Here is a 25,745-nt window from a genome sequence, read left to right on the forward strand (position 1 = left end):
ATTCTGGACGGCTGGCTCACCAAATGACCGGCCGAAGCGGATGCCACGGTCAACCGGGAAAAACCGCCAAAATTGAAATGCTGGCCGTCCTCAACGGATCGTCGTTGCCGCTTCCAGCACCGCCGTTTCGGTCGGACGCCCGGCATCCATCCCGGCCCGGCGCCGGAGTTCGGCGACAACCAGGGCTGAGCTTGCCCGCGAAGCCGCCACCTGTTCGCGGCGATCGCGCTCCTCGATCAAGGCCAGCGCCTGCTGGCGCCAGGCGACCATTTGCGGCTCATGTTCGTGGTGCAGATGATGTTTGCGATTCATCGTAAACCAGCGATGCGCCTCGGCTTCGTCAGCCGCCACGCCCTGACCGATCTGGTACATCAGCCCGATCTGCATCTGCGAAACCTTGTCACCTTGCTCGGCCGCCTGCCGGTACCAGCGCATTGCCACCGCGTAGTCGAGCGGCACACCATCGCCGTACTGATGGATCACCGCCAGGTTGTACGCCGCATCCACATTCCCCTTGGCCGCCCAGTCCTGCCAGATCGCCACGGCTCGTCCGGTCTCACCACCCCGGTGCGCCATCGCCGCCACACGCAGGTCGTCGTCGGCCGTACCGGCCACGGCAGAAAGGCTGGTCACCGAGAGCCAAAGGGCGACAAGAAAACGGATCGGCATTCCTGACATGGACAGACTCCTGGGCGAAAAAACAAGCGTGGAATCCTACGGTGCCACTACCTCCATTGGAATTAGACAAATTGCCGCGCGACAATTTGTCGCATTCCCGGCCACCCCCAACTTCCGGACAATTAGCGCGCGCTTAAATACCAATAATTCAGGGAGAGTTTCATGGGGTACCGCATTCGTCCGCTGACTGCCGCGCTGGCTGTCGTCTTTTCCTCACCGGCCGTCTTCGCTCAAAGCACATTGAACGAGGTTGTCGTCAATGCCGGCCGGATTCCGGAAGCCAGCACGCCACGCCAAATCGGCCAAGCCGAAATCGCCGCCAAACATGCCGTCACCCGTGACACCGCCGCCCTGCTGCAGGATGTCCCCGGCGTCAGCCTCTACGGCGCCGGCGGCGTCTCCAGCCTGCCCTCCATCCACGGCCTGGCCGATGACCGCCTGCGCATCAGCGTCGACGGCATGGATTTCATCGCCACCTGCCCGAACCACATGAACCCGCCGCTCGCCTACCTCGACCCGAATGCCGTCAGCCAGATCAAGGTTTACGCCGGCATCACCCCGGTCAGTGTCGGCGGTGACAGCATCGGCGGCACCATCATCGCCGAAACGGCCGCCCCCCAATTCGCCGCGCCCGGCCAGGGCCTGCTCACCAAGGGTGAGGTCGGTGCCTTCTTCCGCAGCAACAACAACGCGCTGGGCGGCAATGTCGGCGCCACGGCAGCCACCGAAAACTTCAACGTCAGCTACACCGGCGCCTATACCAAGGCCGACAACTACACGGCTGGCGGCAATTTCAAGACCACCACCGCGACCGGCCGCCTTGGCCACACACTGCCGCTCGACGAAGTCGGCTCGACTGCCTACGAGTCGCAAACGCACACGCTCGGCTTCGCCCTGCGCGGCGGCAACCACCTCGTCGAAGCCAAGTTCGGCTATCAGGACGTCCCCGAGCAGCTCTACCCGAACCAGCGGATGGACATGCTGGGCAACGAGCAGAAACGCGTGAACGTGCGCTACCTCGGCCAGTTCGACTGGGGCATGCTGGAAGCCCGTGCCTATTACGAAGACGTCGACCATTTCATGGACTTCGGCGCCGACAAGAAGTACTGGTACTTCTCGGGTAACCCGTCGTACAACGGCGCACCCTGTACACCGGCTCCGGGGGGATGCGCCTCCGGCATGCCCATGTACTCAGCCAGCACAACGACCGGCGTCAATCTGAAGGCCGACATCGACCTCAGCGCCAACACCCTGCTGCGTGTCGGCGCGCTCTACCAGCACTACACGCTGGACGACTGGTGGACGCCATCAGGCGGCGGTATGTCGCCCGGCACGTTCTGGAACATCAACGATGGCCAGCGCGGTCGCCTCGGCATGTTCGCCGAATGGGAAGGCCGCTTCGGCAAGCAATGGACGACCCAGCTCGGCGCCCGCTACGAGCGCGTTTCCAGCGATGCCGGCGACGTCCGTGGCTACAACACAGCACTGGCCGCGACGGGCTTCCAGTATCGCGATGCCACCGCCTTCAATGCCCTCGACCGCCAACGCGATGATGACAACGTCGACCTGACCGCCCTCGCCCGCTACACGCCCAGCACGACCACCGATATCGAGTTCGGCGTCGCGCGCAAGGTCCGCTCGCCCAACCTGTACGAACGCTACACCTGGTCCACCTGGACGATGGCTGCGGTGATGAACAATTTTGTCGGCGACGGCAACGGCTACATTGGCAATCCCGAGCTGAAGCCGGAAAAGGCCTACACCGCCTCGGCCACCTTCGACTTCCACGCCCCGGACCGCCGCTGGGAAGTGAAGGCCACGCCGTTCTACACCCACGTCGACGATTACATCGACGCCATTCAGTGGACAGCCACCTCCAATACCGCCACTGCGACCCCGGTGAGCAACCAGTTCGTGGTCCTCAAATACATGAACCAGTCCGCCCGCCTCTACGGTCTCGACCTCTCCGGTCGCATGCCGCTGGCCAGCACGGGATTCGGCGAATTCGGCCTGAAGGGTTTGCTCAACTACACACGCGGCGAAAACCGCGATACCGGCGGCAATCTCTACAACATCATGCCGCTCAATCTCAAGCTGTCGCTGACCCAGCAAATGGGTGGCTGGAACAACGCCATCGAATTCGTCTCGGTTCAAGGCAAAGATGACGTGTCGAGCGTTCGCAATGAAATCAGCACCCCCGGCTACAGCCTGACCCACCTGCGCGCCAGCTACACCTGGAAAAGCGTCCGCATCGACTTTGGCGTCGAAAACCTGTTCGACAAGTTCTATTACCTGCCGCTCGGTGGTGCCTATGTCGGCCAGGGCACGACCATGAGCGCGACGGCAACGCCCTACGGTATCGCCGTTCCCGGCATGGGCCGCTCGTTCTATGCCGGCCTCAACGTCAAGTTCTGATCGACCCATCCACGGCATTCGCCGCCCCGGCATGCATCGGGGCGGCGAATGGCCCGGTAAGGAGATTTCAAATTAACCTGTTTTTTCCGGTCGACCGTAGCATTCCTCCCGGCACCCAGCGCGCCGGACGCCAACTGGCGGCCGGCGAAAGCATCTACCACGCCGGCGCCGATGGCCTTGCCTGGCGGCTCAATAGTGGCGTCGTCCGGCTCGACAACGTCAGCTCAGCGAGCGACGCCTCATTTGCCAGCCTCGCCGTCCCCGGCGACATCCTCGGCTGCGAAACGCTGCTCTTTGGCTGCTACACCTTTTCGGCCACGGCACTGACCCAGTGCCAGCTGTCGCCATGGCCGGAAGGCGCCGGGGCGCTGGCCGGCGAATCGCTGCTTGCCTCGCTCGCCCAGGCCCAGCAACGGGCGGCCGAAGTTGTTGCGCTGCGCGGCGGCCAAGCGGCGGATCGGGTGCTTGGCCTGATCCGGCTATTCACCGACAGCGCCGGCCAGGTCGTGCTGCCGACGCGGCAGGATATTGCCGACATCACCGACCTGCGCTTCGAAACCATCTCGCGCATCATCAAGACGCTGGAACGGACCAAGGTCCTGCTGCCGATCAAGGTCGAAGGCGTGCACGCCACACGCAGTTTCCGGGTCGATCTGGCGGCTACCGCCTAAGCTCAGAAACGCAAGCCGGTGGCCTTTTCAACGGCGGCTGTCGAGACGACACCAGCGATAACGGCTTTGCCGCCGCGCCCGTCGAAGAGAAAAGTCCGCGGCAATTCGCCGCCCCATTTCGGGTCGATGGCATAGGCAATGGCCTCCGGGTTGTCGCTGCCGTAGGCGTAGCTTGGCCCGCTTAGCGCGTAGGGCTTGAGCATCGGCCAGAGCTGGGCCGATTCTGGCTCGGCGGCAACGGTGATGACGCGCAGCTTGTTGTTATTTTTGGTCAGGCTGGACAGCAGTTTGAGGTTTTTCTTGCAGTAGTTGCAGTCGGACGACCACAGGGCGACGATGGTCGCTTGCTGGTGGCTTTCCGGACTGAGCAATTTTTTTGCTGTCAGGCGATCAAGCGGCGTGAAATCGGCAGCGGCCAACGGGCCAGCAGCGAGCAGGAAAAACAGGGGTAAAAATCGACGGATCATGGCAGCGGGAATAAACGGAAACCTTCTTGTTCGGTGCGCCAGAAGGTGAAAAGCTGGTCCTTGCGGCGGATGACACGGGCCTGATCCGAAGCGCCGTCGGTAGCGGCGAGGGCGATATCGGTAAAGCTTTGGCCGCCGTCGCTGGAAACCATGGCGCGCAATTGCGTCCGCTCGCCGTCGAATTCCTTCCAGGCGATGGCCAGCTTGCCGCCAGCCGCCGCCATGTCGGCATGGGCCGCGCGCGGGCCGCCGACCGGACGCTGACCGTCGATTTCATTTTTGCCCGAAATTTCCGGTCGACCGTAGAAGACGCGGCCCTCGCCGTCCTTCTGGTTGAACCAGACGGCGTGGCGGACGCCCTTTTCATCGACGACCAGCGACGGGCCGTGGTGCGGGCAGCCGTCCACCTTCCAGCGGTCGAAGGTGGCGCGCTGCACGCTCTCCGCCGTACCGTCGGGCTTCAGGCGGGTAATCGCGTGGTCGCGCTCGTTCGGCGCATAAACGTGGCGCCACATGAAGAGCGGCGCACCGTCGCCGTCAATGGCGCTGGTCACCCGGCAACATTCGCAGGAATGGTCGGCCAGCTTGTATTCGGGCTGAAAGCTGCGCCCGCCGTCGGTCGAGATAGCCGCGTAGATCGCCGCCCCGCGGTAGGGCGTCTTGCTCGCCTTGGCCGACTCGAGATCGCGCTTGTCGATCCAGGCCAGGATGACCCGGTTGTCGGGCAGGGCCAGCATCGATTCGAAGCGATGCGTGATGATCGCCGTGTCCTGATGCACGGTCAGCGGCGGCGAGAAACGCTGGCCGTCGGCCGAGCGCGCCAGACGGACGGCGCCGGTATTCGGCTTGGGGAAAGGATGCGTCCACGAAACGAGCAGTCCGCCATCGGCCGCGAAGGCGATTTTCGGGCGGTTCTCGCCATCGGCCGAAATGGCCTCCGGCTGGGCGTTGACGGCAAGCGGTGCCGACCACGTTTTGCCCTCATCGGCGCTGCGGTAAAGCATCACGTGCTCGCCTTGCCTGGCGGCCACGAGCAGGCTGCCGTCCGGCGCAAAGGCGGCCGATGAGCCGAGTTCCGGCCGCGCCTTCTTGGCCATGGCGGGCATGGCGTCGGCCGCCATGGCTGCCGTGGCGAGCAGGCCGAGCCCGAGGAGCAGGGCTCGAAGGAAAGCGTCGAAGTGTTTCATGTCGCCTCGCATGGATCAGAGATCGAACTTGATGCCGGCAAAAAGGGTTCGCTGGGCGTAAGGGTACAGCGTGTAGTACTTGACGTTGCCGATGTTGTCGATGCCCAGCGAAGCCGACCATTGCTTGTCGATCTTGTAGCGCAGCTTGACGTCGAAAACGCTGAAACTGCTGCGCCCGCCATAGACGTTCGGGTTGGGATCGGGATAGGCCCCGGTCGTGGCGTTGGCCAGGCCGCTGTGCTGCCGTCCGCTGTAACGCCAGCCGAGGCTGTACGACAGGGCGTCCGAGGCATGGTAAACGCCGAGCAGCGAAGCGCGCCAGACGGGGATGAGCGGCAACGTCGTGCCCTCCAGCCCGGGGTTGGCCTTGTCCTCGACAATCCGGCTATGGATGTAGGCAATGCTGCCCGACAGGTCGAGGCCATTGATCAGCAGATCGCGCGACTGCAGCGAGGTTTCGGCGCCATAGCTGCGCACCCGGTCGATGTTCTGCACGCTGCTGATGCTGAAGCCGGGCAGGGTCGTCACGTCGCTTTGCGAGACCAGCGCATTGCGCTTTTCCTCGCCGAACAGCGAGGTCCGCCACAGGCCGTTGGGCAGGAAGCGCTCGAGGGCGAACTCCCAGGATTCGGCCGTCTCCGGCTTGAGATTCGGGTTATTGGTCAAAGCGACATTGTACGGCGCCGGGAAAGCGGCAATCTCGGCCGGGGTCGGGTTTCCACCGCTGCTCGTCTTGATGCCGACATTCTTGAACAGTTCATTGACCGTCGGAAAGCGCACGCCGCGGCCGTAAGAACCACGCAGCGACCAGTCGTCGGAGAGCAGCCAGGTCAGCGAGGCCTTGGGCGAGAAGGCCTGCACCGTCTTGTCCGCATAGCTCACGTTGCTGCCATTGGCGTAATTGCTGCCGTCCGAGGCTGTCCATTTTTCGGCTCGGCCGCCGACCACCAGCTTCCAGCTCGGCGTCATCTGCCAGGCATCCTGCAGGTAAATCGCATCGGTCGAGGTCACGCCGCGCGAATTGGTGTTCAGGGCGCCGGCCGCGCTGCTCTGCCAGTTGCCGGCACCTAGCGTGTATTGATCCGACCTGGTCGTGTAGCTGTCGGTATGGAAGCCAAAGCTGACCTGATGCTCGCTCTGCCGGTTGCCGCCAGGGCGCCATTCGCCGCGCAGATCCAGATTGTGCCAACCGGTGCCGTCGAGGATGGTGAGCGTGCCTGCTGTCGCCGCCGTACTCGGCGTCGTGCCGAAATTGCCCGACGAAGCGCGGGTCACGTCCTTGCTCTGGTCGAAGAGGCTGGCCGTCAGCTCCCAGTCCCAGGTGCCGCCAGTCTCCGATTTCACCGACAGTCCGTGCATGTAGTACTCGGCTTCGGCATGGCTGACACTGGGCGCCGTCACCGAATAATCCAGACCATTGATCCGCAGGTAGCGATAGGCACCGGCCGTCGAAGTCGAACCATAGATCGTATTGCCCGCGGCATCGCGCAAATAACTGTCCACCAGCTTGTCGGAGGTGTTTTGCCAGACGTTGAAGGTGTAGGTGGCGCGAACGGACGGCGAGAAATCGTAGGCCAGCTTGAGCGTGCCGTTGTTCTTGATGGTGTGATCGGCGCTGGTCGCCGCCGTATTGACACGGGTGGCGTTGGCGATATTGCGGTCGACGTGGGCGCCGGTGACCTCGGTGTATTGGCCAGCCGCCGCCGGGGCGCCGGTCTTGGCGGTGGCTGCCGTGAAATCGGTCGGATGGCTATCGTTGTCCAGACGATCGGCACTGAGCCAGAACGACCAGTCGCCGACCTTGTTGCCGACGGTGCCGGCGACATGGCCGCCGGTAAAGTTGTCGTCGGTGCCATAGAGCTTGAAACGCTCGTTGAAGATATCGATCTGGGCATGCGCTTCGAGCTTGCTCGGCATGTGGGTCGTCATGAGCACGACGCCGCCCACCGAATTGCCCGGATAGAGTGCGGAGAACGGGCCATACATGACGTCGACCCGGTCGATGGCGTGCTGCGACACGACACCCCAGCGCGGGCCGGGGCAGCAGCTGTTGGTCAGGAAATTGGAGAGCAGCAGGCCATCGGCGTAAACAATCGTCTGCGCGCTGGAATTGACGCCGTACATGCGCATCGCCAGGCCGCCATTGACGTCGCCGATGAAACGCTCGCGGACATGGACGCTAGGCACGTATTGCAGGGCACCGGCCGAGGACACCGAATTGACGCTTTCGGCGATCTGCCGGGCCGTCACGCTCTCGGTAGTCGACGGCACATTGGCCGGCACGGCAGGCTTGTCGCTCTTGATGACCATTTCGCCGAGCTGCTTGTCGTTTTCCGGCTCGGCCGCCTGGGCGGCTGGCAACGGTGTAAAGGCGGCGACGAGCGCCAGGAAAATACCGCTGAATCTGAAAATCCCGTTATTCACGCAATGAACCCCAATAAATCGCCCGGTGCCGGGCGTTGAAAGACGGCGTCTAGCGCGCCGCTTCGGTCAGAAAAGCAATTTTTACGATGCTGGCGCGCTGCGCGGCGGCCATGACATCGGCCACCTTTTCGTAAGCCACCTTGCGGTCGGCGCGCAGGTGCAGTTCCGGCTGGCGGGCACTGGCGGCGGCAAAACGGGCGTCGAGCGCGTCGCGGTGGATGGCTTCGCCGTTCCAGAAAACCTTGCCGTCGACGTCGATGGCGAGCTGGATCACTTCCGGCTTGTCGTCGAGCTTGGTGGCATTGACCTGCGGCAGATCGATCGGCACTGCCTGATGAAAAAGCGGCGCGGTGATGATGAAAATGACCAGCAGCACGAGCATCACGTCGACCAACGGGGTCGTGTTGATTTCGGCCATCGGCTGGGTCACGCCGGCTTCGTCGAAGCTTCCGAAGGCCATGATCAGACCTGCCGGCTGGCGCGGGCGGCGCCGATATCGACCAAATTGACGTTGCCACCAACGCGCACGCCGGTCGTCAGGTAGGCGTGCAGGTCGTGGGCGAAGCCGTCGAGCTGCACGGCGACCAGGCGATTGGCGCGGGTGAAGGCGTTGTAGGCGAGCACGGCGGGAATGGCGACGAAGAGGCCGGCCGCCGTCATGATCAGCGCCTCGCCAACCGGGCCGGCCACCTTGTCGAGGACCACCTGCGTCGCCCCGGAAAGGCCGACCAGCGCGTGGTAGATGCCCCAGACGGTGCCGAACAGGCCGATAAAGGGCGCGGTCGACCCGACCGAGGCAAGGAAGGTCAGGCCGCGTTCGATGCGCGCCTGCGTATTGACGATGTGCGAGCGCATCGAGCGGGTGACGAACTCGCTGGCATTGACCCCGGCGCCGATACCGCGGGCGGCGTTCTGCTGGTGCGCCTGGGCCGAATGGGCGCCGGTCAGCGCCAGGCCGGCGAAAATCCCGGAAGGATCGTCGCGGCGCAGGACTTCGAGCGCTTCGGGCAGCGAGTTGGCATCCCAGAAGGCCGCCAGCGCCCTTTCCTGCGAGCGCGAGGCGCGCCAGGCCGACATCAGCCGGCTCAGAATCACCGACCACGAGGCCAGCGACAGCACGGCGAGGATCACCGCCGTAATGTGGGTAACCAGGTCGCCCTGGCTCCAGAAGTGGGCGAGGCCCATTTGCGAGTTCATGTTTTCCCTTTCCTACTCAAATGCGAAGGTGATTGGCACGATCACCGAAGAATCAACTGCTTCATCGCCCCGCCGGGCCGGCACGAAACGCCAGCGGGTGACGGCGTCGACAGCCGCGGCATCGAGCCGCGGGAAGCCGCTCGATTTCGAAATGGCCACGTCGAGCGCCGTTCCCTGGGCGCTGACGCGGACTTTCAGCAAAACCTTGCCCTCTTCGTTCATGCGCCGCGACAGCGCCGGGTAAACCGGCTTCGGGTTGTGCAGATAATCGGCATCGAAACGGGCGGCGACGACGGCCACCGGCGCTGGTGCCGGCGGAGCGACGACCGGCTGGGGCGGCGGGGCCGGCGGTTGCGGCGCCACGGCAAAGCTGCTCGTCGCCGTCGGGCTGGCCACGGCGAGAACCGGCTGCGGCTGGGCGACCGGTTGCTTGCGCACTTGCGGCTTGGGCGGGGGCAGCAATGGCCTGGCCGGCTCCGGCTTCTCTTCTATCATCGGCAGCAAGCGCACGCTGATGCTGGGCGGCAACTGGATCAAGTCGTTTTTGACCGAGACGTACAACATGGCGTACCCCAGCATGGCGTGCAACAACACGACCATCGTCGCGTTCGCCAGGCGTTCGCCACGAGACAAGGCTTGTTCCCGGCAGTCGAGTGGAGGCAAAACAACCGCAGTCACGGGAGGCGCTTGATCCATATCAAAAAACGTTGAAAAACAGAAACTTAACGAGGTATGGATTCTAAGCATTCAGGCCCGGCTTGCCGATGCGGCAAATTGTCACAGGGGCCACGGATATAATCGGAAGATGTCTGCCGGCGCCCCTCTCCCTCAGCCGAAACCCCCCGGATGGCTGCATAGCGGTCGCTATTTGCTGATCGCGCTGGCCCTGCACGGACTGGTTTTGTTCTATCCGCTGACGCTGAGCGTCGACCAACTCGAAGTGACGCCACCTGCCCCGGTGCAAGTCCAGCTGACCGAGCGCGTTTCGGCGGTTCAGGCCATACCACCGGCGCCACCGGAAAAGGTCGCGGCGCCAAAGCCGGTTCCCCGGGAAAAGCCTGCCCAGACGGGGCGTCCGGTCATCGCCCTGGCGCCGGAACAAGCCAGCGCTCCACCGACATTTTCAGTGCCCGCCCCGGTCAGCGCCCCGCCCGTTTCACTACCGGCCGCAGCGCCAGCTGCCAGTTCGACCCAGCCGGCGGTCACCGCCGCCCGCTTCAACGCCGCTTACCTGAACAATCCGGAACCAAAATACCCATCGCTTTCGCGGCGGCTAGGCGAGGAAGGCAAGGTGCTGCTCAGGGTTCGGGTCATGCCGGACGGCCGCGCTGCTGCGGTCGACATCGAAAAAAGCAGCAATTTCGACCGGCTGGACGAGGCGGCGCGACAGGGCGTGGCACATTGGCGCTTCGTGCCGGCCAGGCGCGGCGATGAGGCCATCGAGGCGACGGTCATCGTGCCCGTGGTTTTCCGGCTGGACAACTAGGCGCTAGCGCGCCAGATCAACGGCAAGGATTTCATTTTTGGCCGTTTTTTCCGGTTGACCGTAGGCGTCACCGGAGCGCGGCGAAATGCGGAGCATCCGGAAAAGGCAGCGAAACAGGCGCCCCGGACGTGACGACGGGGACCGAAGTCCCCGCCGGCTATCTTTGGTAACAAGGCTCTAGCAGCCCCGGCTAACCGTTTTTAGGCGGCAATAGCGAATTGCTCATCATTGGCAATTATGGATTTGCTTCATTAACGTCGATCGCCTGACGAGTTGCCTGCGCACCTTTGCCCGCCCTGTCGAAGCCAGTACACCCCCAACTAAACACACCACAATGCGCTTAGGTGGAGGTGAGGGGAATCGAACCCCTGTCCAGAACGCCTCCAGATTGCCGGAATTACAACCATGCTTAGAATTATGGGGGCGGGGGGGTGGTTTTTCAAGCGAGGATTCGCCACGGCGGGCAAATTCAGTGGCTGCACCAGCCACGGCGGTCATCGTCACCGAAACTACCGCGCAAACTTTCAGGCGAGGCCAGGGTTGAGCGCACCCGCAGCGAGGTGCCATCGAACAACACGTTGAAACGGGCCGGTTCGTTCCAGTCGTCGCAATAACGCCACTCCCAGACCAGTTCGTCACGCGCCTTGAAATAAACGGTCCACGCGGCAACGGACGGCCCCAGGATGCGCATCACCTCGTCTGCCGTCATGCCCGCCTGAATGCGGGCAAAGTGCCGGGTATCGAGCACGTTTTCACGACTCAGCACAGTGCCCCGGGCATCAATACGGACGAAATAGGTGTGATAGCCCATCGGGCCGCGCGGGTAGACCAGCGTCTCGCCGCCATCGGCTTCATTCCAGCGCACGGCCGGCTGGCCCATGACGCGCTCCATGTCCTCGACCCGCGCGGTTCCGGGTTGCAGACCGAATCCGTCATAGGCCGCGCAAGCGCCCAGCAGAGCGGTGAGCAGCGCTACGACAAGGATTCGGCCCGGCATCGTCTTACTCGCGGTCGGCAGCGAGCAGACGCTCGCAGTAGCGGGCGATCAGGTCCACTTCGAGATTGACCTTGCTGCCCGGCTGGAGCCGATTGAGCGTGGTGTTCTCCAGCGTGTGCGGGATCAGGTTGATGGTGAAATCGGTGCCGTTAACCTCGTTGGTGGTCAGGCTGGTGCCGTCGACAACGATCGAGCCCTTGCGCGCGATGAACTTGGCGATGGCCTTCGGGGCGCGGATTTCGAGCAGACGGTTGTCGCCGACCGGATCGAAGCGCAGCACTTCGCCGACGCCATCGACGTGGCCGGATACCAGATGGCCGCCGATCACGTCGTTGAGGCGCAGCGCCTTTTCCAGATTGACCGGGCCGGGTGCATCGAGCCCGACGGTGCACGACAAGGTTTCCGGCGACACATCGACGGCAAAGGTATTGCCTTCCCTGGCCACCACGGTCAGGCAAACGCCGTTGTGGGCGATCGAATCGCCAAGCGAAACATCGTCGAGCTTGAGGCCGCCGCCTTCGACATGCAGACGGTAGCCGACTTCACGCGGGGTGAGGTGAGTGATGCGGCCGACTGCCGCGATGATTCCTGAAAACATGGCTGTTCCTGGCGTAGGCAAAAAACGGACTTTATCACGCCCGATCGAGCCGCCGGCTGGTGCGAAGGCAACTCTGAGCGCCAATTCCCGCGCTTTGCCGGTACCGGCAAGCGGGCCGCCGAACGACGCGTAACCGGGGCCAGCCGCGGCCCCGGTCACCACATTCAGCGTTTAACGCCCACGATGGTCGTCTCCATCACCTTGATGCCGACGTTTCTCCGGCTGCGGGCCGCCTTGCGGCGCCGGCTGACGTGGCGGTTCGGCGCGCGGCTGGGGCATCGGGGCCGGGGCTGGAGGAGGTGCCCGGAATTCCTGGCGCGGTGGCTCAGCCCGTTGCTGCGGCATCGGCATGGGGGCCGGAGCTGGCGCCCGGAACTCCTGGCGCGGCGGTTCGGCGCGCGGCTGCGGCATTTCGCGTACCGGTGGCGGGGCGGGCATCCTGACTTCCGGAGCCGGCCGCTGCATTTCCGGCTGGCGCATGGGTTGCGGCGCTTCGCGTTCGCGGGGCGGTGGTGCCGGACGTTCGATGCGCTGAATGTCCCGCACTTCGCGACGCGGCTCTCTTTCCTGCGGCGCCATCATCGGCCGCGGCTGACGCTCCTCGCTACGCATTTCGGGCGCCGGCGTGTCGCGACGCATCGGCACCGGAGCTGCCTCTGGCGAGCGGCCACGCATCTCCGATTCGGGACGCGCTTCACCCGGACGGCGGAAACCGTCGCGACGCTGTATCGGTGACGCATCGGCCGGCGGTGATCTGCCTGCATCGGGCGCTGCCTGACGCTGCTCCGGCGGCGATATCTCACGGCGGACCGGCGGTTCATCCCCCGGCATCTTGCCGGCTTCGACCGCAGGCTGCCCGTCTCCGGGGCGGCGGAACCCGCCACGGCGCCCGTCGAATTGCTGAGTCTGACCAGCTTCCGGCACTGGCCGGCGAATTTCCGGCGGCACAGCCTCGCGACGTTGTGGCGTGGGAGCTGGTGCAACTTCAACCGGACGCCCACGATTCTCAATTCCCGGGCGCATGTCGGGGAAGCCGCGCCCGTTTTCACGGCGCGTTTCGCTGTCGCGTGCATTCCCGGCTTCCGGCGTCGGCTGACGGAAAGCCGGGCGATCGGCACCGCGCGGCATCGGTTCTGACCGCGGAGCGCCGCGCTCCTGGACATTGAGCCGCGGGGATTCGACATCGCGGCGTGGCCGGTTGATCGGTTCGCGTCTTTCGTCGTTGCGCGGACGAACGGCACCTTGGGCAGGAGCCAGCCAGTCGGCATTCGGTGCGGAACGGGCCAGCGGGGCACGGCCCAGCGCCGGGCGCTCCTGCCGCTGAATTTCGCGTGAGGTGATCGACCGGCCTTCGCGGACCAGATTGGCTGGAACAACCGTCACGGCACGCGGCAAGGCGTGGTGGGCAAAGGGGGCATGCCCGCCGGGACGCATCGCGCGGTCGATAATTTTGACGTCGTGTACGTGCATGACGTTGATCTGGCGGACATAGTTGGAACTGTGCCGATGACCCGGCACATAGACTTCGCGCGGGGCGAGCGGGAACCAGCCGACGGCCGGGGCGGCACCGAAGCTGAAGCCAACGCTCCAGCCCGGGTTGCCAATCCAGGCGACCAGGGCCGGCGCGTAAACCGGGCGAGCGGCGAGGCGGCCGGGGACCCAGCCCCAGCGGCCATGAATGATTGCCCAACGGCCGTAGTGGAAGGGGGCAAACCCCCACGGCGCCTGGTCGATCCACGTCCAGCCCCAGGGGGCGACCCAGGCCCAACGGCCATAGCGGTAGGGCGCCCAGTCGTCGGCCACGGCGCGCGGATACCAGACGGAACCGTAATCGGGCGCCGTCTGCCAGTCGCCGTAGGCGTCGAGGTCCTGGTAGCCGGTCATGTGCGGCGAAACGTGGCGGCGGGACTGGCTGGCCAGCGTCACATTCTCGCGATTGGCCACCCAGCGGTCGAAGGCATCGTTGCTGCGGTCGGCATCGAGCTGCTCGTTGCCATCGCTCCAGTGGCTGACCTTCTGGCCCGCAGCAACCGGTGTCGCCCGCTGGCCGTCATCGAAAACGGCGCGGCCGGCCTGCACGCTCAGTTCGCTGCGATCAGCGAAGACGTCGATGCGATAGCGCCCCGGCGTCAGGAAACGGACATTGCCATCGGGCGTGGCGATCACCACGTCATCGACCTGATCGCGGTCGAGGATGCTGACCGCCAGGCTGCCGCCGCTGACGCGGACATCGACCCGTGCATCGTCGACGACAGGAAACTCGACCTGGCTGTCGTCGGCCAGCCGATAGGCGGTGGAACCGATCCACACCTCGGCCCGGCCGCGCTGCCCGGTTTCGAGAACGGCGCCGCTGCTGATTGGCCAGTTGAGCGTGGCCGGGCCGCCCTCATCGCCACGGTCAACCCGAAAATCGACCTGATTTTCAAAATAGGCCAGGCGCCCGACGCGGGCCGGTGGATCGCTCTGCGCCAGGGCGGGCAGGGCAACCGCCATGGTCAGTGCGACAAGTATTTTTTGCAGGGATTGCAGCATCGTGGACTCCCGAAGGGAAAGCGCCGCCCGCACGAAAAGGCGGACCGCTGTGTAATCAACGCGCCAGCACGAGAAAGGATGAGTCAGCGGGGCAACTAAATGGTTTCAAAATGTTGCCGCGCCGACTATTCAGGTTTTGTCGGTGGCAATTCCGTACTTCTTGGCGACCGTGACGTACAGTTCGCGGGCCGAGGCCACCTTGGCGCTTTTGCGGTCCTTGCGCTGGGCGCGCTGCAGGTAGTCGAGTGCCCGGGCCGCCAGTTCAGCATCCCAGCCTTTCTTGTCCATCAAGGCGAAAATGGCCTTGGCGGCATTGACCAGGAATTGCAGGTTGGGCACTTGCTCGACGGCCTGGATCAGCAACTTCACGGCACCTTCCAGATCGCCGCTGCGGGCTGCCAGAACGCCCTTGTTGTTGAGTTCGACAATCTCCTTGCCAACCTGGTCGAGCATCGCCTTGCCGGCATCGGGCTGGCCGGTTTTTTCGAAGACGCTGGTGATGTGGTTGATGAGGTGGGCATCCTCATGGTTTTCGGCAGCGACCTGACGCATGATCTTCGTCGCCTCGCCTTCCTTGCCGGTGGCGTAGCAGGCGTGGGCCAGATCGACCGCCAGCCGCTGCGACACATGCTTGCCTTTTTCGGCCGCCTCGTCGACGATCATTTTCTGCAAGGCCAGCGCCTGATCAACCAGATGCTGGGCCTTGTCGGCCGCGCCTTCGCTGTTCAGGCAAAGGCTTTCGGTCACCAGCGCCGCCAGCTCAGCCTGCATGTCGCCGCGCCATTCGCGCTTCATCTCCGCCGAAATCTTGCGCGAGGCGCTGACGTTACCCCGCTCGACCAGCACGCGCGACAGGTTGGCAAAGTCGTCCACCGTCCGCAGGCTCGATCCCTTGCTGCGCTCGATAACCTTGCCGTAAGCCTTCTCGGCCGCCAGCAAATCGTTGTTGCGGGCCGCCACGTCGCCGACCAGCCGCTGCCGAACGGTATTGTGCGGCGAAGCATCGGCCGCCCGCTGCAGGGTCTGCTGCGCCGCCTCCAGCTTGCCCTGGGCTTCGTGCACCGAGGCCAGGAAATCGTAGGCCGACAGGTAGTCAGGCGCCTCGGCCGTGACCTGTTCGGCCAGCTGTTCGGCCTCGTCAAGCGCCCCCCGGTCGCGCAGGGCCATGGCCAGCCCCATCTTGGCCCAGGGCACAACGCGCCCTTCGAGGACACGCCGGAAAATCTCTTCGGCCTCATGGGTCTTGCCCAACGTATGCAGCAGATCGCCCTTGAACCGCAGGGCGTCGTACATGTATTGCGGCTGCTGATGAATGACGCGATCACAGGCGACGATGGCTTCCTGCAGGGCCCCGCGCTCGATTTGCTCGTAGATGTGCCGCAACACGTGTTTTTTGTAGATTGATCGGACCAGCCTGGCCTTCAACTGCTCGGCGGTAAACGGCTTGATCAGGTAATCGTCGGGGGCCAGCTCGGCCAGCGAAACGACGTTGGTGTAACCGCGCTCGCTGGTGATGATCATGTACACCGTCGACAACGGGATGAGGTGGGCGTGGCGCAGTTCTTCGAGCAGTTGCTGGCCGTCCCGGCCGTCGTCGAGGACGAAGTCGGAAAGCACGATGTCGAAACGGTTGGTCTTGACCTGACGGATGACCTCGGCCGAATTGCCGGCCCCGTGTACCAGCGTCACGCCGAGCGCACCGAGCATGAGGCGCAGGGAATCGCGCGCCGGCGAATGGCGATCGACGATCAGGACCCTCTTTTTAGTCAGCGACTGCTGCAAAACCAGCAGCATCTCGTCGTTGTCGAGAGGGCTGGGCCCTTTGGCTTGGCTTGTACTCATTATGCAAACTTACTTGAGTTCACCGGACAGGGCAAGGAATCGGCAAAAAGCCCCGGTAATTCGGCACAAAGAGGGTGAAAGGCATATGCAAACCGGCTGTCCAGGGCAAAGTCGCGTGTTATTGTTCCATCCTTGGCATCGATCGCACAAACCGGCCGGAATGTCGCACAAAACAACTGTTCTCACCCTTGACCTCCAGATCGGCATGTTCGTCAGCGACCTTGACCGCCCCTGGATCGAGACGCCATTTCCCATGCAGGGCTTGCTGATCGAAAACGAAGCCCAGATCGCCACCTTGCAGCAACATTGCCAACAGGTCACGGTCGATCGTAGCCGTTCGCTCGGCGACGCCTATGCGCCGCGTGACCACGGCCGCGACGCACCTCGCCAGCCAGGGGCCCTGCCTGTTTTTCGGCAAGTGAGCGATGCTCAGCCGAACGACTTTGCATCGATCTGTCGCCACCTGCGCATGGAGCCCGTACTACGCCGCTACCGCTATTCGCCCGAGCTCGACTCGACCGACCAGCAAAGCCATCTGGAAGCCGAGCTGCTCTATTCGGCGCCGATCGTCGATGACGTCAAGCGAACGCTGAAATCAATCCGCGATGCCATTGCCAGCGCTGAAACCATATCGCTCAACGAGATCGGCAAGCAGGTTTCCGCCATGGCGCGCAGCGTCGAACGCAACCCGGAAGCGATGATCTGGCTGGCCCGCCTGCGCTCGACCGACCAGTATTCATACGATCACGCCCTTGATGTTTCGGTGCACTTGATGGTTTTCGCCCGTTTCCTTGGCCTTTCTTCCAAGCTCATCGAGCAGGTCGGCGTGGCCGGGCTGATGCAGGACATCGGCAAGATCGACATCCCGACCGAGATCCTCAACAAACCCGACAACCTGACTGAGGAAGAGTACCGGCTGGTGCAGTCCCACGTCGCCAGCTCACTCGAAATGCTGCTCGGCCAGGAAGTGTTCCCCAACCACATCCTGGAGATCGTGGCCAGTCACCACGAACGGGCTGATGGCAGCGGCTATCCCCGGCGCTTGAAAGGCGAGCGGATTTCCTTTCACGGCGAACTGGCCGGCGTCGTCGATACCTATTGTGCGATGACCCGCGACCGGGCCTACGGCACAGCCATTTCGTCGCAAAAGGCACTGGAAGCGCTGATTCGCATGCGCGGTACCAAGTTCCGCGACGCGGTCATCGACCAGTTCATCCAGTGCATCGGCCTGTATCCGATCGGCAGCCTGGTCGAACTCAATACCGGCGAGGTTGGCGTCGTCATTCAACAAAACCAGGTACGCCGCCTGAAGCCGCGCCTGATGATCCTGCTTGGCCCGGACAAGAGCATCGAGCGCCATCCGATCACACTCGACCTGATCATGGATCCCCTGACCCCAACCGGCGCCCCCTACCGAATCCTGCACGCCCTGCCGGCCAATGCCTACGGAATCGATCCCGGCGAGTTCTATCTGACCTGACATGCGTCCTCGCCCATTCGTCAACCGCCAGCGCGACCGTATCGACCAGACGACGGGACTTCCCCTGCTGGCCAGCGCCCTGGCCGATCTGCCCAAAATGATCCGGGAGAATGCAGCGGAACGCCAACTCGGCATCATTTCCCTGGCGATCGTTCCTGACCCGCAACTCCTCCGTCAATCGACCGATGCCATCCACAAGCTGCGCATTCTGGCCAGCCGCCAAATTCTGGCAACAGTACGCCCACAGGATCGCGTCTATACCGTCAACCAGGAGGAGTGGCTGATTATCCAGCCCAACCTGATCAGCAGCGCCGCCCCGATGCTGGCGATGATCCGCCTGCGCGACAGCCTGATGGCTATTTCCGGCCAGACCGGAAGCATCAGCCACCTGCCCCGCCTGGCCTTGGGCGCTGCAATTTGGCCGGACCATGGCGACGACGCGCTGTTTCTCGTGCAGTCGGCGCGTATCGCCCGCCTGCTTGCCGCACAGGGCAGCCCCGACATCCGGACCTACCAGCCATCGATGGAATCCGAGGGGGAAAACGAGCACGGACTGCTCGCCGAACTGCGCCAGGCGCTCAGCGACAATCATGGCTTGGCGCTCTATCTGCAGCCACAGGTCGACATCGTCAGCGGTCGCTGTATTGGTGCCGAAGCCCTGTTGCGCTGGCAGCGCAGCAACGGCGAATGGGTGGCGCCGCCGCGCATTCTCGAAGCCATAGACCGCCTTGGCGAGCGCCAGACCTTCAATCGCTGGCTGCTGCATCAGGCGCCCCAAATCCAGAAGCAACTGGTTGAACAAGGGATCGACATCGTGCTGTCGCTCAATCTCTCGGCCAACGATCTGCTCGACGTCGAACTCCCGGACATGATCGGCCAGGCGCTGGCGACCTGGGATCTGCCACCGCAGAAATTCCTGCTCGAAATCACCGAAACGATGATGATCGAGGAGAGCTGGCAGGTCATGGATGTCCTGAACCGGCTACGCCAGCTTGGCCTGCGTCTGTCGATCGACGATTTCGGAACCGGCTACGCCGGTATGGGTTACCTGCAACGGCTACCGGTGCAGGAAGTGAAAATCGACCAGGTTTTCGTTCGGCAGGTGGTCGATTCGGACAAGGCGCGCGAAATTATCGCCTCGGTGATCCAACTGGCCAGCAAACTGGGGATGACCATCGTCGCCGAAGGGGTCGAGACGAAGGAAACGCTCGATGAGCTGCAAGCTCTTGGCTGCCGCTTTGCCCAGGGTTATCTGTTCTCGCCGGCGCTAGCGCTCCCGGATTTCATCATCTGGTGCAAAGCCAACCTGACCTCGGGAAAATAAGGCGGCACGGCAGCGCCCCGAAAGCAGTGACGCATCGGGCATGGCCTTCAACCCCGAGTGGTTTCCATGAACGGTGGTCCGGCAAAAACCTGTGATATTTCAGCGCCCTGAAGTAAAATCCGCAGTCCGCTATTGCACCGCAACAAAGCCAAATTCATGCTCTATCCTACCCGTTTCGATGTCATCGTCGTCGGCGGCGGTCACGCCGGCACCGAGGCTGCGCTCGCCGCAGCCCGGGCGGGTGCGAACACGCTGCTGCTGACGCACAATCTCGACACGCTCGGGGCGATGAGTTGCAACCCGTCGATCGGCGGCATCGGCAAGGGTCATCTGGTCCGCGAAGTCGATGCGCTGGGCGGGGCGATGGCAGCGGCGACCGACGAGGCCGGCATCCAGTTCCGCATTTTGAACGCCTCGAAAGGCCCGGCGGTGCGCGCCACCCGCGCCCAGGCCGACCGTGTGCTCTACAAACAGGCCATCCGCGGTCGACTGGAAAATCAGCCCAATTTGACCATTTTCGCCGAGGCTTGCGACGACCTGATCGTCGAAGGCGAACGTGTCGTTGGTGCCGTGACGCAGCTGGGCATTCGTTTCATGGCCGGCGCCGTTGTGCTGACCGCTGGTACCTTCCTCAACGGCAAGATCCACGTCGGGCTGGAGAACTACACCGGCGGCCGCATGGGTGATCCGCCCTCGAATTCGCTGGCCGCCCGTCTCAAGGAATTGAATCTGCCGCAAGGCCGCCTGAAAACCGGCACGCCGCCGCGTCTTGACGGCAAGACCATCGATTTTTCGGTGATGGAAGAGCAGCACTCGGACACCCCGATGCCGGTCTTTTCCTTCCTTGGCAACGCCGCCCAGCATCCGCGCCAACTGCCGTGCTGGATCACGGAAACCAACGAACGGACGCACGACATCATCCGCAGCGGGCTGGACCGTTCGCCGATGTACACCGGCGTCATCGAAGGCGTCGGGCCGCGCTACTGCCCGTCGATCGAAGACAAGATCCACCGCTTCGCGGACAAGAACCAGCACAACGTCTTCCTTGAGCCGGAAGGCCTGACCACGCACGAGATTTACCCGAACGGCGTGTCGACCAGCTTGCCTTTCGACATTCAGCTGGCGCTGGTCCGCTCGATCCGCGGCATGGAAAACGTGCACATCCTGCGCCCCGGCTACGCCATCGAATACGATTTCTACGACCCGCGCGGCCTCAAGGACACGCTGGAAAGCAAAGCCATCAACGGCCTGTTCTTCGCCGGCCAGATCAACGGCACCACCGGTTACGAAGAAGCCGCGGCGCAGGGCCTTTTGGCCGGCATCAACGCCGTCCGCTACGTGCGCGACGAAGCCGGCTGGTGCCCGAAACGCAACGAAGCCTACCTCGGTGTGCTCGTCGACGACCTGATCACGCGCGGCGTTTCCGACCCCTACCGGATGTTCACGAGCCGCGCCGAATATCGCCTAAGCCTGCGCGAAGACAACGCCGATCTGCGCCTGACCGAACAGGGCCGCGCCCTCGGTCTGGTCGACGATATCCGCTGGTCAGCCTTCAGCCGGAAGCGCGACGCCATCGCCGCCGAGCAGGAACGCCTGAAATCAACCTGGGTCAATCCCAAACTGACCCCGGCCGAAGATTGCATCCGCGTACTGGGCAAACCAATCGAACACGAATACAACCTGTTCGAACTGCTGCGCCGGCCCGAGGTGTCCTACGCAGCGCTCATCACCCTGCCGATTCACGAAACCGGCGGCGAAGCCGAATTTCACGGTCAACCGGAAAATTTGCCCAAAATTGAAATGGACCCGGCGGTCGTCGAGCAACTCGAAATCTCCGCCAAGTATCAGGGCTACATCGACCGTCAGGCCGAGGAAGTTGCCAAGTCTTCCAGCTACGAAAACACCGCGCTACCGGCCGATCTCGATTACACCACGGTCGCCGGCCTGTCCAACGAGGTCAAGCAGAAGCTCAACCAGCACAAGCCACAGACCATCGGCCAGGCATCGCGTATTCAGGGCATTACGCCAGCTGCCGTTTCGCTACTGCTGATTCACCTCAAGCGCCACAACCTGTCGCAAGCCGCATGAGTCAGAACGCCCTCGCCAGCGGCCTGGCCGCCCTCGACATTACGCTGCCGGCCGAGGCGCAGAGCAAGCTGCTCGCCTTCCGCGACCTGCTGCTCAAGTGGAATAAGACCTACAACCTGACCGCGCTGCGCGATCCTGCCCAGGCCATCTCGCACCACCTGCTCGATTCGCTGGCCATCCTGCCCCATGTCGGCGCCGGCAATCTGCTCGATGTCGGCAGCGGCGGCGGCCTGCCCGGCATTCCGCTGGCCATTGCCCGACCTGAACTCTCCGTCAGCATGGTCGACACCGTGCAAAAGAAAACCACCTTCCTGCAGCAAGCCGTCATCGAACTGGCGCTCAGGAATGTTACGGTGCACCACGCCCGGGTCGAGGAAATGCACGGACAATACGCCCAGATCAGCTCGCGCGCCTTTGCCGAAATCGGCCTTTTCATCAGCCTGACCCGCCACCTGCTCGCCCCGAACGGTCGCTGGTTGGCCATGAAAGGGGTGCGACCGGACGACGAACTCAAGGCCCTGCCGGCCGATATCACGGTTGAATCAATCATCCCGCTCAGCGTGCCCGGGCTGGATGCCGAACGACATTTGATCATTTTGAAAGCCGGGTCATGAAAGTACTCGCCATAACCAACCAGAAAGGCGGCGTCGGCAAGACGACCACCGCAGTCAATCTGGCGGCGTCGCTGGCCGCCGAGGGCAAGCGCGTCCTGCTCATCGACATGGATCCGCAGGGCAACGCGACGACCGGGTCCGGCATACCCAAGAAAGAAACACTGCCCACCGTCTATCAACTGCTGATCGGCGCCGCGACCTTGCTCGAAGTCTGCATCGCGACTGCTTTTGACTTCGATATACTCCCCGCCAACCGCGAACTGGCCGGCGCCGAAGTCGAAATGATCGAGCTCGACCAACGCGAATACCGCCTGAAAAAGGCCTTGGCGCAAAACCACGCCGAGTATGATTTCGTCCTGATCGACTGCCCGCCAGCCCTCAACATGCTGACCGTCAACGCCCTGGTCGCCGCCGATTCCGTGCTGATCCCGATGCAGTGCGAGTACTACGCGCTGGAAGGTCTGTCCGACTTGGTCGAAACGCTGCGCAAGGTGCGCCATCACCTCAACTCCCGCCTCGAAATCGAAGGCCTGTTGCGCACCATGTACAACGGCCAAAGCACGCTGACCCAGCAGGTTTCCAGCGAACTCGAAAGCCACTTCGGCGACAAGGTCTACAAGACCATCGTGCCGCGCAATGTCCGCCTGGCCGAAGCGCCGTCCTACGGCAAGCCGGTCATCGCCTTCGACAAGAACTCGAAGGGCGCCCAAGCCTACAGCGCCCTCGCCCAGGAAATCCTCGAAAGGACCGCAGCATGATCAAGATGAAAGGACTCGGCCGCGGCCTCGACGCGCTGCTCTCCGGCAGCGATGCCAAGCCCGAAGACGAACTGCGCAACCTGCCGGTCGAACGCCTGAAACCTGGCAAATACCAGCCGCGCACCCACATGGATCAGGACTCGCTGGCCGAACTCGCCGCCTCGATCAAGGCCCAGGGCGTCATGCAGCCGATTCTCGTGCGCGCCGTCAACAACACGCCCGGTGCCGAGCGTTATGAAATCGTCGCCGGCGAACGCCGCTGGCGCGCCTCCCAACTGGCCGGTCTAAAGGAAGTTCCAGTACTTGTCCGCAGCATTCCGGACGAACAGGCGCTGGCCATGGCGCTCATCGAGAACATCCAGCGCGAGAACCTCAATCCACTCGAAGAAGCCCAGGGCTTGCAACGCCTCATCGATGAATTCGGCCTGACCCACCAGCAGGCAGCCGATGCCGTGGGCCGCTCCCGCCCAGCCGCCTCAAATTTACTGCGTTTGCTGCAACTGACCGCGCCGGTTCAGGAATTGCTGATGACAGGCCAGATCGACATGGGCCATGCCCGTGCCCTGTTGCCAATTTCCAGCGGCCAGCAGGTCGGCGTTGCTCAGCGCATCGTGCAGAAGGGCCTGTCAGTCCGCGAAACCGAACGACTGGTCCAGCAACTATTGAATCCGCCCAAACATGCGCCCGAAAAAACCATCGGCCGCGACCTGTTGAGTCTGCAGGAACGTCTATCCGACGGGCTAGGCGCCAATGTCGCCATTCGCTCCAACAAAAAGGGCGCCGGCAAAGTCACCATCGAATTTTCGAGCCTGGATCAACTCGACGGCCTCATTTCACGACTGAATTCGTAAGCCATGTCACTAATCGTAACCCACAGAAAGTACGGGAAAACCCTCAATTTTTGCACTGCGGAAATTGACTCCTCTATAAGACTCCGTTACACTCGCACGGTTATTGATCGAGGCATGTCTTGCATCCGCAGGTAAGCTGGATACTCAGTCGCCAGGCGGCGCTAACAACGGTACTGGCCATCGCGGCTGGTTTGTTTGTCAGCACAAATGCGGCAGTCTCGGTTCTGATCGGGGGATCAATCGGATTCATCGCCAATCTCGGATACGTCCTGAGAGCCTTGCGAATGAGTTCGAGCGCCGACCCGGTCAAGGCATATCGGGCGCAAGCCGCCGGAGAGGGGTTCAAGTTTCTGCTCACTCTCGTCGGCTTTGCGCTAGTGTTTTTAGGGTACAAGGAGGTGGCGGTTCTGCCGCTCTTTCTTGGATACGCATCAACCTTCGTCATCTACTGGATGGCACTGCTGAAGCAACGCTAGGCTGACTGGAGAAAACATGAGCGCAGAAGGCGGCACCACTGGCTACATTCAACACCACCTGACCAATCTCGCTGTCTGTGCAGACAGCGCAAAGGTCGATGGGGTCTGTACCGGTTTCTGGACTTTCCACCTCGACACCCTGCTGGTTTCCGGCATTCTGGGTCTGGTGGTTTTCGGCCTGATGGCCATGCTGGCAAGCAAGGCCACTGCGGGTGTTCCGTCAGGCGGCCAGAACTTTGTCGAGATGGTGGTCGGCCTGGTCGACCAGCAAGTGCGCGACACCTTCCATGGCAAGAGCGCTTTGGTTACCCCGCTGGCCATTACCATTTTTGTCTGGGTGTTCGTCATGAACGCCATGGACTTGATTCCGGTCGATTTCCTGCCCGTCGCGCTGCAAGCTGCCACCGGCAATCATGAAATGCCCTTCAAGTTTGTCCCGACCACCGACCCCAACCTGACATTCGCCATGTCACTCACCGTGTTCGTAATATCGATCGTCATGGGCCTCAAGGTAAAGGGTTTCGGTCACTTCATGCACGAAGTGTTCGCTGTCCCGTTTGGTCTCAAACTCGCTCCGATCAACCTTCTGTTCCGTATCGTTGAGGAAATCGCCCGGCCGATCTCGTTGTCCCTGCGACTCTTCGGCAACATGTACGCCGGCGAAATGGTCTTCATCCTGATCGCCCTGCTCGGCATCTACCAGCTACCCCTGGCTTTGCCTTGGGAACTGTTCCACATTCTGATTATTACCCTGCAAGCCTTCGTGTTCATGATGCTGACCATCGTGTACATGTCGATGGCGGCAGAGTCGCACTAAGTCGTAGTAGCAGTTTTTCAGTAGTTTTTAACTTTAACCCCGCAACAAACCTACCTTACTGAGGAGTAAACATGGAACTCGCAACCGTCCTCTCCAACACCGCTATCGCTGTAGCCATCCTGATCGGCGCCGGCGCTCTGGGTACCGCTATTGGCTTTGGTATCCTGGGTGGCCGTTTCCTGGAAGGTGCTGCTCGCCAGCCGGAAATGATCCCCACGCTGCAAGTCAAGATGTTCATCGTCGCCGGTCTGCTCGACGCCGTGACCATGATCGGTGTTGGTATCGCTCTGTTCCTGCTCTTCGCAAACCCGTTCCTGGCTCTGCTGAAGTAATTAACCGCGCCCCTGTAACCCTTATAACCAGGAGGTTAGCGTGAATATCAACGCTACACTGATTGGCCAGGCAATCTGGTTTGCTCTCTTCATCTGGATCACGATGAAGTACGTCTGGCCGCCGCTGCAAAAAGCGATGGCAGACCGTCAAGCACAGATCGCTGATGGCCTGGCTGCAGCTGAACGCGGCAAGCACGAGCAAGAACTCGCTGCCAAGCGTTCCGCTGACGCGTTGCGGGAAGCCAAGGAGAAATCCTCGGACCTCATCGCTCAAGCCGAAAAGCGTGCGCAACAGATCGTCGAAGAAGCCAAGGGCACCGCCAAGGTTGAGGCCGACAAGGTCGTCGCCGGCGCCAAAGCCGAAATCGATCAGGAAGTCGAACGCGCCAAGCAGCAGTTGCGTGAGCGCGTCGCCGAACTGGCGGTTGCTGGTGCCGAGAAGATCCTGCGCAAGGAAATCAACGCGTCCGCGCATGCCGACATGCTGGTCGCCCTGAAACAGGACCTGTAA

24 protein-coding genes and 1 other RNA gene are annotated in these 25,745 nt (G+C 62.8%); 13 read left to right on the forward strand and 12 right to left on the reverse strand.

Going from position 1 to position 25,745, the window contains the following annotated elements; genetic code table 11:
• Positions 1-90: 90 nt before the first annotated feature.
• Positions 91-678 carry a tetratricopeptide repeat protein gene (locus KI610_RS19380; RefSeq protein WP_226496572.1) on the reverse strand — a complete coding sequence of 196 codons (588 nt, stop codon included), beginning with the start codon at positions 676-678 and terminating at the stop codon, positions 91-93.
• Positions 679-840: 162 nt separating this feature from the next.
• Between KI610_RS19380 and KI610_RS19385 the strand changes: the two genes are divergently transcribed.
• Positions 841-3,093, forward strand: coding sequence for a TonB-dependent receptor (locus KI610_RS19385; RefSeq protein WP_226496573.1), 2,253 nt, complete (start codon positions 841-843; stop codon positions 3,091-3,093).
• A gap of 461 nt (positions 3,094-3,554) precedes the next feature.
• Entirely contained in the window at positions 3,555-3,764 is a 210-nt protein-coding gene (locus KI610_RS19390; protein WP_226496574.1) for a cyclic nucleotide-binding domain-containing protein, read from the forward strand.
• Between the two features lie 2 nt (positions 3,765-3,766).
• On the opposite strand, the gene KI610_RS19395 is transcribed toward KI610_RS19390, so the two are convergent.
• From KI610_RS19395 to KI610_RS19420, 6 genes are read right to left on the reverse strand one after another with little or no spacing between them, the layout of a single operon-like run.
• On the reverse strand, positions 3,767-4,231 hold the full coding sequence (locus KI610_RS19395) for a TlpA family protein disulfide reductase (protein ID WP_226496575.1): 465 nt from the start codon (positions 4,229-4,231) through the stop codon (positions 3,767-3,769).
• A complete protein-coding gene (locus KI610_RS19400; RefSeq protein ID WP_226496576.1) occupies positions 4,228-5,418 on the reverse strand; it encodes a sialidase family protein in 1,191 nt (396 codons plus the stop codon). The genes KI610_RS19395 and KI610_RS19400 overlap by 4 nt, the downstream gene beginning before the upstream one ends.
• A gap of 15 nt (positions 5,419-5,433) precedes the next feature.
• A complete protein-coding gene (locus KI610_RS19405; RefSeq protein ID WP_226496577.1) occupies positions 5,434-7,842 on the reverse strand; it encodes a TonB-dependent receptor in 2,409 nt (802 codons plus the stop codon).
• 49 nt (positions 7,843-7,891) lie between these two features.
• Positions 7,892-8,302, reverse strand: coding sequence for an ExbD/TolR family protein (locus KI610_RS19410; RefSeq protein ID WP_226496578.1), 411 nt, complete (start codon positions 8,300-8,302; stop codon positions 7,892-7,894).
• A 2-nt stretch (positions 8,303-8,304) separates the two neighbouring features.
• Positions 8,305-9,039, reverse strand: coding sequence for a MotA/TolQ/ExbB proton channel family protein (locus KI610_RS20100; protein WP_319004196.1), 735 nt, complete (start codon positions 9,037-9,039; stop codon positions 8,305-8,307).
• Between the two features lie 12 nt (positions 9,040-9,051).
• The gene (locus tag KI610_RS19420; RefSeq protein WP_226496579.1) at positions 9,052-9,717 is read right to left on the reverse strand and encodes an energy transducer TonB; all 666 of its coding nucleotides are present in this window, start codon (positions 9,715-9,717) and stop codon (positions 9,052-9,054) included.
• Positions 9,718-9,844: 127 nt separating this feature from the next.
• Between KI610_RS19420 and KI610_RS19425 the strand changes: the two genes are divergently transcribed.
• Entirely contained in the window at positions 9,845-10,525 is a 681-nt protein-coding gene (locus KI610_RS19425) for an energy transducer TonB (protein ID WP_226496580.1), read from the forward strand.
• 129 nt (positions 10,526-10,654) lie between these two features.
• Here KI610_RS19425 and ssrA read toward each other — a convergent pair.
• From ssrA to KI610_RS19450, 5 genes are all read right to left on the reverse strand, one after another.
• Positions 10,655-10,982, reverse strand: a transfer-messenger RNA (tmRNA) gene (gene ssrA / locus KI610_RS19430).
• 12 nt (positions 10,983-10,994) lie between these two features.
• Complete coding sequence (locus KI610_RS19435) at positions 10,995-11,522, reverse strand: hypothetical protein (protein ID WP_226496581.1); 528 nt, start codon at positions 11,520-11,522, stop codon at positions 10,995-10,997.
• Between the two features lie 4 nt (positions 11,523-11,526).
• Positions 11,527-12,120 carry a riboflavin synthase gene (locus KI610_RS19440; RefSeq protein WP_226496582.1) on the reverse strand — a complete coding sequence of 198 codons (594 nt, stop codon included), beginning with the start codon at positions 12,118-12,120 and terminating at the stop codon, positions 11,527-11,529.
• 171 nt (positions 12,121-12,291) lie between these two features.
• Entirely contained in the window at positions 12,292-14,652 is a 2,361-nt protein-coding gene (locus KI610_RS19445; protein ID WP_226496583.1) for a DUF6600 domain-containing protein, read from the reverse strand.
• Between the two features lie 129 nt (positions 14,653-14,781).
• A complete protein-coding gene (locus KI610_RS19450) occupies positions 14,782-16,494 on the reverse strand; it encodes a response regulator (RefSeq protein WP_226496584.1) in 1,713 nt (570 codons plus the stop codon).
• A gap of 160 nt (positions 16,495-16,654) precedes the next feature.
• On the opposite strand from KI610_RS19450, the gene KI610_RS19455 reads away from it, so the two are divergent.
• The 10 genes from KI610_RS19455 (at position 16,655) to KI610_RS19500 (ending at position 25,745) form a co-directional block, all read left to right on the forward strand.
• Positions 16,655-17,974 (forward strand): HD-GYP domain-containing protein, encoded by a 1,320-nt coding sequence (locus KI610_RS19455; protein WP_226496585.1) that lies wholly within the window; start codon positions 16,655-16,657, stop codon positions 17,972-17,974.
• Position 17,975: 1 nt separating this feature from the next.
• On the forward strand, positions 17,976-19,298 hold the full coding sequence (locus KI610_RS19460; RefSeq protein WP_226496586.1) for a GGDEF domain-containing phosphodiesterase: 1,323 nt from the start codon (positions 17,976-17,978) through the stop codon (positions 19,296-19,298).
• A 156-nt stretch (positions 19,299-19,454) separates the two neighbouring features.
• Positions 19,455-21,386: a tRNA uridine-5-carboxymethylaminomethyl(34) synthesis enzyme MnmG gene (mnmG, locus tag KI610_RS19465; protein ID WP_226496587.1), complete on the forward strand. Its 1,932-nt coding sequence runs from the start codon at positions 19,455-19,457 to the stop codon at positions 21,384-21,386.
• Complete coding sequence (rsmG, locus tag KI610_RS19470; protein WP_226496588.1) at positions 21,383-22,000, forward strand: 16S rRNA (guanine(527)-N(7))-methyltransferase RsmG; 618 nt, start codon at positions 21,383-21,385, stop codon at positions 21,998-22,000. Before mnmG ends, rsmG begins: the two co-directional genes overlap by 4 nt.
• Entirely contained in the window at positions 21,997-22,758 is a 762-nt protein-coding gene (locus KI610_RS19475; protein ID WP_226496589.1) for a ParA family protein, read from the forward strand. Before rsmG ends, KI610_RS19475 begins: the two co-directional genes overlap by 4 nt.
• A complete protein-coding gene (locus KI610_RS19480; protein ID WP_226496590.1) occupies positions 22,755-23,609 on the forward strand; it encodes a ParB/RepB/Spo0J family partition protein in 855 nt (284 codons plus the stop codon). Before KI610_RS19475 ends, KI610_RS19480 begins: the two co-directional genes overlap by 4 nt.
• A gap of 119 nt (positions 23,610-23,728) precedes the next feature.
• On the forward strand, positions 23,729-24,085 hold the full coding sequence (locus KI610_RS19485) for an ATP synthase subunit I (protein WP_226496591.1): 357 nt from the start codon (positions 23,729-23,731) through the stop codon (positions 24,083-24,085).
• A gap of 16 nt (positions 24,086-24,101) precedes the next feature.
• Positions 24,102-24,902 (forward strand): F0F1 ATP synthase subunit A, encoded by an 801-nt coding sequence (gene atpB / locus KI610_RS19490; RefSeq protein ID WP_226496592.1) that lies wholly within the window; start codon positions 24,102-24,104, stop codon positions 24,900-24,902.
• A 71-nt stretch (positions 24,903-24,973) separates the two neighbouring features.
• Positions 24,974-25,234: a F0F1 ATP synthase subunit C gene (gene atpE, locus KI610_RS19495; RefSeq protein WP_117610057.1), complete on the forward strand. Its 261-nt coding sequence runs from the start codon at positions 24,974-24,976 to the stop codon at positions 25,232-25,234.
• Between the two features lie 40 nt (positions 25,235-25,274).
• Positions 25,275-25,745, forward strand: coding sequence for a F0F1 ATP synthase subunit B (locus KI610_RS19500; protein ID WP_226496593.1), 471 nt, complete (start codon positions 25,275-25,277; stop codon positions 25,743-25,745).

This window comes from Ferribacterium limneticum, from assembly GCF_020510565.1.
Taxonomy (GTDB): domain Bacteria; phylum Pseudomonadota; class Gammaproteobacteria; order Burkholderiales; family Rhodocyclaceae; genus Azonexus; species Azonexus limneticus_B.